The 7,905-nt window shown below is 70.0% G+C and carries 5 protein-coding genes; 1 reads left to right on the top strand and 4 read right to left on the bottom strand.

Translation table 11 applies throughout. The features are described 5' to 3' along the window. Window positions 1-48 precede the first annotated feature (48 nt). The 4 genes from ACFU8Q_RS36475 to ACFU8Q_RS36460 form a co-directional block, all read right to left on the bottom strand. Complete coding sequence (locus ACFU8Q_RS36475; protein ID WP_384462925.1) at window positions 49-1,506, bottom strand: catalase; 1,458 nt, start codon at window positions 1,504-1,506, stop codon at window positions 49-51. 228 nt (window positions 1,507-1,734) lie between these two features. Beyond that, window positions 1,735-3,684 (bottom strand): SpoIIE family protein phosphatase, encoded by a 1,950-nt coding sequence (locus ACFU8Q_RS36470; protein ID WP_384462922.1) that lies wholly within the window; start codon window positions 3,682-3,684, stop codon window positions 1,735-1,737. A 371-nt stretch (window positions 3,685-4,055) separates the two neighbouring features. Continuing rightward, the gene (locus tag ACFU8Q_RS36465) at window positions 4,056-4,763 is read right to left on the bottom strand and encodes a DUF402 domain-containing protein (protein ID WP_384462919.1); all 708 of its coding nucleotides are present in this window, start codon (window positions 4,761-4,763) and stop codon (window positions 4,056-4,058) included. A gap of 44 nt (window positions 4,764-4,807) precedes the next feature. Then, the gene (locus ACFU8Q_RS36460) at window positions 4,808-6,232 is read right to left on the bottom strand and encodes a class II fumarate hydratase (RefSeq protein ID WP_384462916.1); all 1,425 of its coding nucleotides are present in this window, start codon (window positions 6,230-6,232) and stop codon (window positions 4,808-4,810) included. Window positions 6,233-6,339: 107 nt separating this feature from the next. On the opposite strand from ACFU8Q_RS36460, the gene ACFU8Q_RS36455 reads away from it, so the two are divergent. Further along, window positions 6,340-7,869 (top strand): ricin-type beta-trefoil lectin domain protein, encoded by a 1,530-nt coding sequence (locus ACFU8Q_RS36455; protein WP_384462914.1) that lies wholly within the window; start codon window positions 6,340-6,342, stop codon window positions 7,867-7,869. The last annotated feature ends 36 nt before the right edge of the window (window positions 7,870-7,905 follow it).

Here is a 7,905-nt window from a genome sequence, read left to right as displayed (position 1 = left end):
GTGCCGGCCGGCACCGCCCCTGACCCGTCTTGATCGCGTACGACGGGGTCAGCCGCCGTTGACCTTCTGGGCGATCCGGTCGCCGAGGTCCTTGTCCACGTTGCGCCAGTACTGCAGCGCCCGCTTCATGACCGGGGCGCTCACACCGTCCAGCAAATGGCCGGAAATGTTCGTGACCATGCGCTCGCGCGCCGGGTCGTCGAGGACCTTGCGGACCAGCGTGCCCGCCTGGCCCCAGTCGTCGTCCTCGCGGTGCAGCTTGTACGCCTCGTGCACCATCTCGCCCGCCGTGGCCCAGCCCGCCGGGTCACCGAAGCGCTCGGTGTCCGCCGCCGGACCGCCGTACGAGTTCGGTGCGTAGACCGCTCCCGTACGCGTCGGCTCGTACCGCATGGGGCCGTCCTTCGCGTACGAGTTCCGGCCGAACCGCGGACGGTTCGGGGGCAGCTGCGCGTAGTTCGGGCCGATCCGGTACCGGTGGGTGTCCGGGTACGAGAAGAGCCGGCCGAGCAGCATCTTGTCGGGCGACGGGCCGATGCCGGGCACCAGGTTCGACGGCTCGAAGGACGCCTGCTCGATGTGGACGAAGAAATCCTCCGGGTTCTCGTTGAGCGTCATCCGCCCGACTTCGATCTCCGGGTAGTCGCCGTGCGGCCACACCTTCGTGAGGTCGAACGGGTTGAACCGGTAGTCCGGCGCGTCCTCGAACGGCATGATCTGGACGTACAGAGTCCAGCTCGGGTGGTCACCGCGCTTGATCGACTCGAACAGGTCGCGGCGGTGGACATCGCCGTCGATGCCCGCCACCTCGTCGGCCTCTGCCTGCGGGTAGAAGTCGATGCCCTGGTCGGTCTTGAAGCGGTACTTGACCCAGAACTTCTCGCCGCCGGCATTCACCCACATATAGGTGTGCGAGCTGTAGCCGTTCATGTTGCGGTACGTCTTCGGGATGCCCCGGTCGCCCATCAGCCACGTCACCATGTGCGCGGACTCGGGGGAGAGCGTCCAGAAGTCCCACTGCATGTCGTGGTCGCGCATCGCGCTGTCCGGGCGGCGCTTCTGCGAACGGATGAAGTCCTGGAACTTCATCGGGTCGCGCACGAAGAAGATCGGCGTGTTGTTGCCGACCATGTCGTAGTTGCCGTGCTCCGTGTAGAACTTCAGGGCAAATCCACGGGGGTCGCGCCAGGTGTCTGGGGAGCCCTGTTCGCCGGCGACCGTGGAGAAGCGGGCGAGCATGGCGGTCTGCTTGCCCGGTTGGAAGAGGTCGGCCTTGGTGAACTGGCTGACGTCGTTGGTCACCTTGAAGAAGCCGTAGGCACCGGAGCCCTTGGCGTGGACCACGCGCTCGGGGACCCGTTCACGGTTGAACTGGGCCATCTTCTCGATGAGGTAGTGGTCCTGGAGCAGGATCGGTCCGTCGGATCCGACGGTGAGCGAGTGTTCGTCGCTCTCCACCGGGTTACCGGCGTTGTTCGTGGTGTAGGGCGTGTTCTTGGTCTTCATGTCCTCAGGCACGAGCGTCCTCCCGTCGGTGGGGGTTTCGGTCAGGTCGTCTCGTTCACGACTGAAGTCAACTCCGCCGACAGGAGGTCGGCAACATTTGGCTACCGTCCGTGCAGGGCTCCTGTCCGTGCCTGGTCCGGACCCCTTTCCCCGCCCGGTCCGGCCCTTTCTCCCTACCTGGTCCGGATCCGTCTCCCAACCCGGTCCGGACCCTTCTCCCGGCTTCTTCTACTGGCCCCGGGCCGGCATCTCGAACCAGACGACCTTGCCCGTCGACAGCCGCGTGGCCCCCCACCGCCGGGCCAGCCGGTTCACGAGGAACAGGCCGCGGCCGCCCTCGTCCATGTCCCGGGCCCGGCGCTGCCGGGGCAGCTGCGGGGCGTCGTCGCCGACCTCGCAGCGCAGGATGTCGGTGCGCAGCAGCCGCAGCGTCACCGGCCGTTCCGCGTAGCGGACGGCGTTCGTCACCACCTCGCTGACCAGCAGCTCCACCGAGTCGGAGAGATCGTCGAGCCCCCATCGGCTCAGCGCCCGGCGGGCCAGCCTGCGGGCCTGCCCCGGAGCGGTCTCCTCCGGTTCCAGGTGCCAGTACGCGACATCACTCGGCGCGATCCCGTCGAACCGGGCGGCGAGCAGCGCGATGTCGTCGTCCCGGTCACCGGGGCCGAGCATGTCCAGGACGTCGTCGCACAGCGCCTCGAGCGGCGGCGAGTGATCCGGGCCGGTCAGCCGGGCGGTGGCGGCGAGCCGTTCGCGCAGCATCTCGATCCCGGTCCAGACGTCCCGCAGCCGGGACTCCACCAGACCGTCGGTGTACAGCAGCAGCGTGGCACCCGCGGGCGCGTCCAGCTCGACGGCCTCGAAGTCCACCCCGCCGACGCCGATCGGGGCACCGGGCGGCACCCGCAGCACCTCCGCGCGGCCTCCCAGGTGGAGCAGGACGGGCGGCGGATGCCCGGCGTTGGCGATGGTGATGCGGTGCGCGACGGGGTCGTAGACCGCGTAGAGGCAGGTCGCCATGCGGTCGCTGCCGAGCCGCTGCGCCTGCTCGTCGAGGTGGTGCAGCACCTCCTGCGGCGGCAGGTCGAGCCCGGCGAGGGTCTGCGCGGTGGTGCGCAGCTGGCCCATGATCGCCGCCGAGGTCATGGAGTGGCCCATGACGTCCCCGACGACCAGGGCGACCCTGCTCCCGGGCAGCGGGATCGCGTCGTACCAGTCGCCGCCGACCCGGGCCGTCTCGGCGGCCGGGAGATAGCGGGAGGCGAGCCGGACGCCGGTCGGCTGCGGCAGCGAGTCGGGCAGCATGGTGCGCTGGAGCTCGTCGGCGATGTACGCCTCGCGGCCGTACAGCACGGCCTTGTCGATGCCGAGCGCGGTGTGCGTCGCCAACTGCGCGGCGACGAGCAGGTCATTGGCCTCGAAGGGCGGCCGCTCGGTTCCGCGCAGGAAGACGGCGGCGCCGATCACCCGCCGCCGGCCGCGGAGCGGGGCGAGGATCGCGCGGTGTCCGGTGGGTACGGCCCGGCCGACACCGAGCAGTTCGGGCAGCGCGGCGCGGGCCGCCGCGGAGTCCCCGAAGACCGGCCGCACCCCGCGCAGCACCTCGGCGAGCGCGCCGCCCGAGCGGACCTCGCACAGCTCGGCCGCGGGCGGCAGATCGCCGTGCGGATCGATGGCGGGCAGCCGCAGGCGTTCGATCTCCGACGAGGTCTCGGCCTCCTCCTCGTTCAGCCGCAGCCGGTCGGACCGGCGCAGCCGCAGCACGAAAGGGGAGACCGGCCGCTCGTCGCCGACCGGGAGTGGGTCGCGGAGGTAGACCAGTATGGCGTCGGAGAACGTCGGCACGCTGGCCCGGCACAGGCCGAGCACGATCTCGTCCAGGTCTATGCCGCGGGCGATCCGCCGGGTGGCCGCCCCCACGAAACGCAGCCGGTCGCCCTCGCGACGCGTCGCGGCCTGGGGGTCGAGTCCTGCGGGGCCGGGGTTCGCGGCGGAAGCCGCCGGACTCGCGGCCGCCGCCGGATTCGCTCCGCCGCCCGGCGCCGTGGCGGGGCCGGGAATCGCGGCGGTGGCAGGGGAAGCGGCCGGCGCGGCATCCTGCTGCCGCGGCCGGGTGCGTTCCTGCGACCGGGCGGCAAGGGGCTGCCGGCCTTCGTGGGAGGTGGGATGCTCCGTCACGCGTGGGGTTCCATCCGTCCGGGCCGGTTGTATGAGGCAATCGCCTCGTGGGGCGCCACTGTGCCCCGGCAGGAGCGGCGATAACAACGGCTGTCACCGGGTGCCCCCGAAAGAGGGGCCGAAACCGGATGCCCGCAGGGTGATTCGCCGACAACGTTTCCGATGACCGGGCGGGCGACAGCGAGCACGTCTCCACCCCCTCGTAGTGGCTCATACGATTCATACGACTGATGTGGCTCATACAGCTCATGCAGTGCGTGTTGCTCGTGCGATGACTTACGGTCAGATCCGGTGCCCCGCCCGCAGGTTGGAGTGGTGCGTCCCTCCGGAGGGTGATCCTACGTTTGCCCCCCTGGGGTGCATCAAGGGTCTCACGACGCCATGGGGGAGGGGGTACGGTCCCAGTCATCCGGGAGCGCCGGAACGCGCCACTGCGGATCGGGCCGCCAGTTCTCCCAGCCGTCCCGGAACGGCGCGCCCCAGTCCCGGATCACCTCGACGGCCGCGCGGCCCGCCTCCCGTACCCGTTGAGCGGTCCGCGGGGTCAGCAGACCGACCCGCTGTGCCTGGGCGAACTCGTCCTCGTCGCGCCAGACCCAGCTGTGGTCCGGGTAGACGGAGATGTCGAGAAAGTGATCCTCGGAGTCGACGCCGCCCGCCCAGCGGGTGCGCGGTTCCTCCAGGTTCACGTACCAGCTGCGGAACCTCCAGCCGGGATCCCAGAACAGCCACACCGACCAGGGGTCACCGGGACGGGCGAGCTTCAGCACGCCGTTGCCGAGCCAGGCCGAGCGGGCGGTGGTGCGCGGGGCGGTGTAGCGGGTGGCGAGCGGCTCGGCGTGCACCTCGGTGCCGTCGGCCAGCACCGGCTTCACGCATTCGGTGCCGGGCGCGACCCACACGGCGAGCAACTCGTCGGTGTCCTGGACTACGGTGACGGGGCGACAGATGTGGACCGGGCTCGGGGCGGGGTCCGGCGCGGCTTCCCCGGGCAGCGGGCTGTTGCCGCGATAACGCCACAGGATCTGCTCGCCCGGCGCCCAGTGCTCGATGCGCTCGATGTACTCCGTACCTGCCATGGGCAGATCTTAGAGATGCCGCGGCCCCGTCGCTGCGACGCGGGTCACGGGCGGGTCATGCGCAAGACATCCAGCGCCTCGTCGAGCTGCTCCACCGTGAGGTCGCCGCGCTCGACGTATCCCGAGTCCAGTACCACCTCGCGGATCGTCCGGCGTTCCGCGAGGGACCTCTTGGCGACCTTCGCCGCCTCCTCGTACCCGATGTACTTGTTCAGCGGGGTGACGACGGACGGCGAGGACTCGGCGTACTCCCTGGCCCGCTCCACGTTCGCGGTGATCCCGTCGATCGTGCGGTCCGCGAGCAGCCGGGAGGTATGGGCCAGCAGCCGTACCGACTCCAGCAGATTCTTCGCGATGACCGGAAGCATCACATTCAGTTCGAAGTTGCCCGCCGCGCCCGCGATGGCGACCGTCTGGTCGTTGCCCATCACCTGGGCCGCGACCATCAGGACGGCCTCGGGAATGACCGGATTCACCTTCCCCGGCATGATCGACGAGCCCGGCTGGAGATCGGGCAGGCTGATCTCGGCCAGACCGGTGCGCGGTCCGGACGCCATCCAGCGCAGGTCGTTGGAGATCTTGGTGAGCGAGACGGCGAGGGTACGGAGCTGGCCGGACGTCTCGACGAGCCCGTCCCGTGCGCCCTGCGCCTCGAAGTGGTCCCTGGCCTCGGTGAGCGGCAGCCCGGTGACACGGGCGACCTCGGCGATGACGGCGGCGGAGAAGCGGGGCGGGGTGTTGATGCCGGTGCCGACGGCCGTACCGCCCAGCGGCAGTTCGGCGAGGCGCGGGAGGGAGACGCGCAGCCGCTCGATGCCGTACCGGATCTGCGCCGCGTAGCCGCCGAACTCCTGGCCCAGGGTCACGGGTGTGGCGTCCATCAGATGTGTACGGCCCGACTTCACGACCGTCGTGAACTCGGCGGACTTGCGCTCCAGCGCGGCGGCCAGATGGTCCAGCGCCGGGATCAGCTCGCCGGTGACGGCGGCGGTCGCGGCGATGTGGATGGACGACGGGAAGACGTCGTTGGACGACTGCGAGGCGTTGACGTGGTCGTTCGGGTGGACCTCGCGGCCCAGGCGCTCGGTGGCGAGGGTGGCCACGACCTCATTGGTGTTCATGTTGGACGAGGTGCCGGACCCGGTCTGGAAGATGTCGATCGGGAAGTGCGCGTCCCAGCGCCCGTCGGCGACCTCCTCGGCGGCCTCCTGGATGGCCAGGGCGATGTCCGGGTCGAGCACGTTCAGTTCGGCGTTCACCTTGGCCGCGGCCGCCTTGATCCGGGCCAGGGCCTCGATGTGGGCCCGCTCCAGGCGCTGCCCGGAGATCGGGAAGTTCTCCACCGCGCGCTGTGTCTGGGCCCGCCACTTGGCGTCCACGGGCACCCTCACCTCGCCCATCGAGTCGTGCTCGACGCGGAAGTACGTGACTCCGGTGGGGTACTGCGGACCGAACTGTGACTCGTCCATGGGATGCAACCTCCTGAAAAAGTTGAGCACTTGTCTTGTTCTGTGTATTCACAAGTCGCCTACCGACCAGTAAATACCGGGGGTAACCACAAACCCGGGGAGACGCAATGAGGCGCACCAGGCACAGACTTCGCTGTACGGTCGCGGCCGCCGCGGCCATGGCGGCGGCACTCGGCGGCATGGCCGCCGCCGCAGGACCCGCCGGCGCGGCGGACCGGTCCGCTACCACCACTACCGCATCCGCCCCCCTGTCGCCCGAGCTGGAGGCCATCCGCGCCGCCGAAGCCACCCGGCTGTACGGCGACCCGGCCGAGCGCCCGCTCGCCGACCGCAAGACGGGGCTGATCTCGCTCGGCGACAGCGAGATCTCCGGCGAGGGCGTCGGCACGTACGAGGCGGGCACCAACGGTCCCGACAACTGGTGCCACCGCTCGCCCGACTCCGCCATCCACCGCACCGGAATCCCGGCCGACGTCACGTACAACGTCTCCTGCTCCGGCGCGTACACCGGCAACATCGTGATCGGCGGATCGAAGCAGTACGCCGACGAACTCGTGCAGAGCGACAACCTCGCCATCAAGGCCCGCAACACCCGCATCAAGATGATCGTGCTGGTCGCGGGTGCCAATGACGACCTCCAGTTCGGCCCGGTCATGACGGACTGCGTCACGCGCTGGGTGCTCTCCCAGGGCACCTGCCAGCCGAAGTACGAGGGAGGCTGGCAGGCGCGCGTCGACGGTCTCGTCCCCAAGGTCGAGAAGACGGTGCGGGATCTGAAGACCGTCATGTCCGACGCCGGATACAGCAACAGTGACTACAAGCTCGTGGTCATGGGCTACCCGAGCCCCATCGGCCCGGACTTCTACGACAACCCGAACTTCCCCGGCAAGCTTCCCGGAGGCTGCGCCGGATACGACTCCGACGCCGCCTGGGGCCGTAACGTCGCGGTCCCCGCCTTCGAACGCGGCATGCGCAAGGCCGCCGCCGACACCGGAGCCGTCTACCTCGACAACTCCCGGCTCTTCCACGGCCACGAGGTCTGCAGCGACAACACCTGGGCCCGCGGTCTCTACATCGACCTGTCGCACTTCCCGCCGGACTCCAACTCCGTCCGGCAGTCCTTCCACCCGAACGCGCGCGGCCACGCCGCCTTCGCCTCCTGCCTCACCCAGATCTACAACTCCTCCCTGCGCGAGGCGAGCTGCGCCGACCCGGCCAGCACCGGACAGCCGGTTCTCCAGGCCACGGCGTGGGACGACGCCTTCAAGCCCCTGAAGAACGAGGCCACGGGCACCTGCGTGGACGTTCCCGCCTCAGTGACCCGCAACGACACCCGGATCGCCGGCTGGGACTGCCACGGCGGCCGCAACCAGGGCTGGTGGTACGACTCCGGCACGAAGACCATCCGTACGGAGCTGAGCCACGACCGGTGCCTGGACGTGCCGGGCGCCGACTACAAGGCGGGCGCCACGCTCATCCTGTGGAACTGTTCGGGCGCGGCCAACCAGCAGTTCGTCAAGCAGTCGGGCACGATACGCCCGGCGGCCTCGACCGGGCTGTGTCTGACGCTCGCGGCGGCCAAGGACCCGCTCAAGCTGCAGAACTGCGACGGCAGCGTGAACCAGCGATTCGCGTAACCCCGTCACACGGTGCGGGGCGGGACGGCCCGGGCG

It is taken from the genome of Streptomyces sp. NPDC057543, from assembly GCF_042801895.1.
GTDB lineage: Bacteria > Actinomycetota > Actinomycetes > Streptomycetales > Streptomycetaceae > Streptomyces.
The sequence above is the reverse complement of the archived record's forward strand: the minus strand, read 5'-3'. Positions and strand labels throughout refer to the sequence as shown.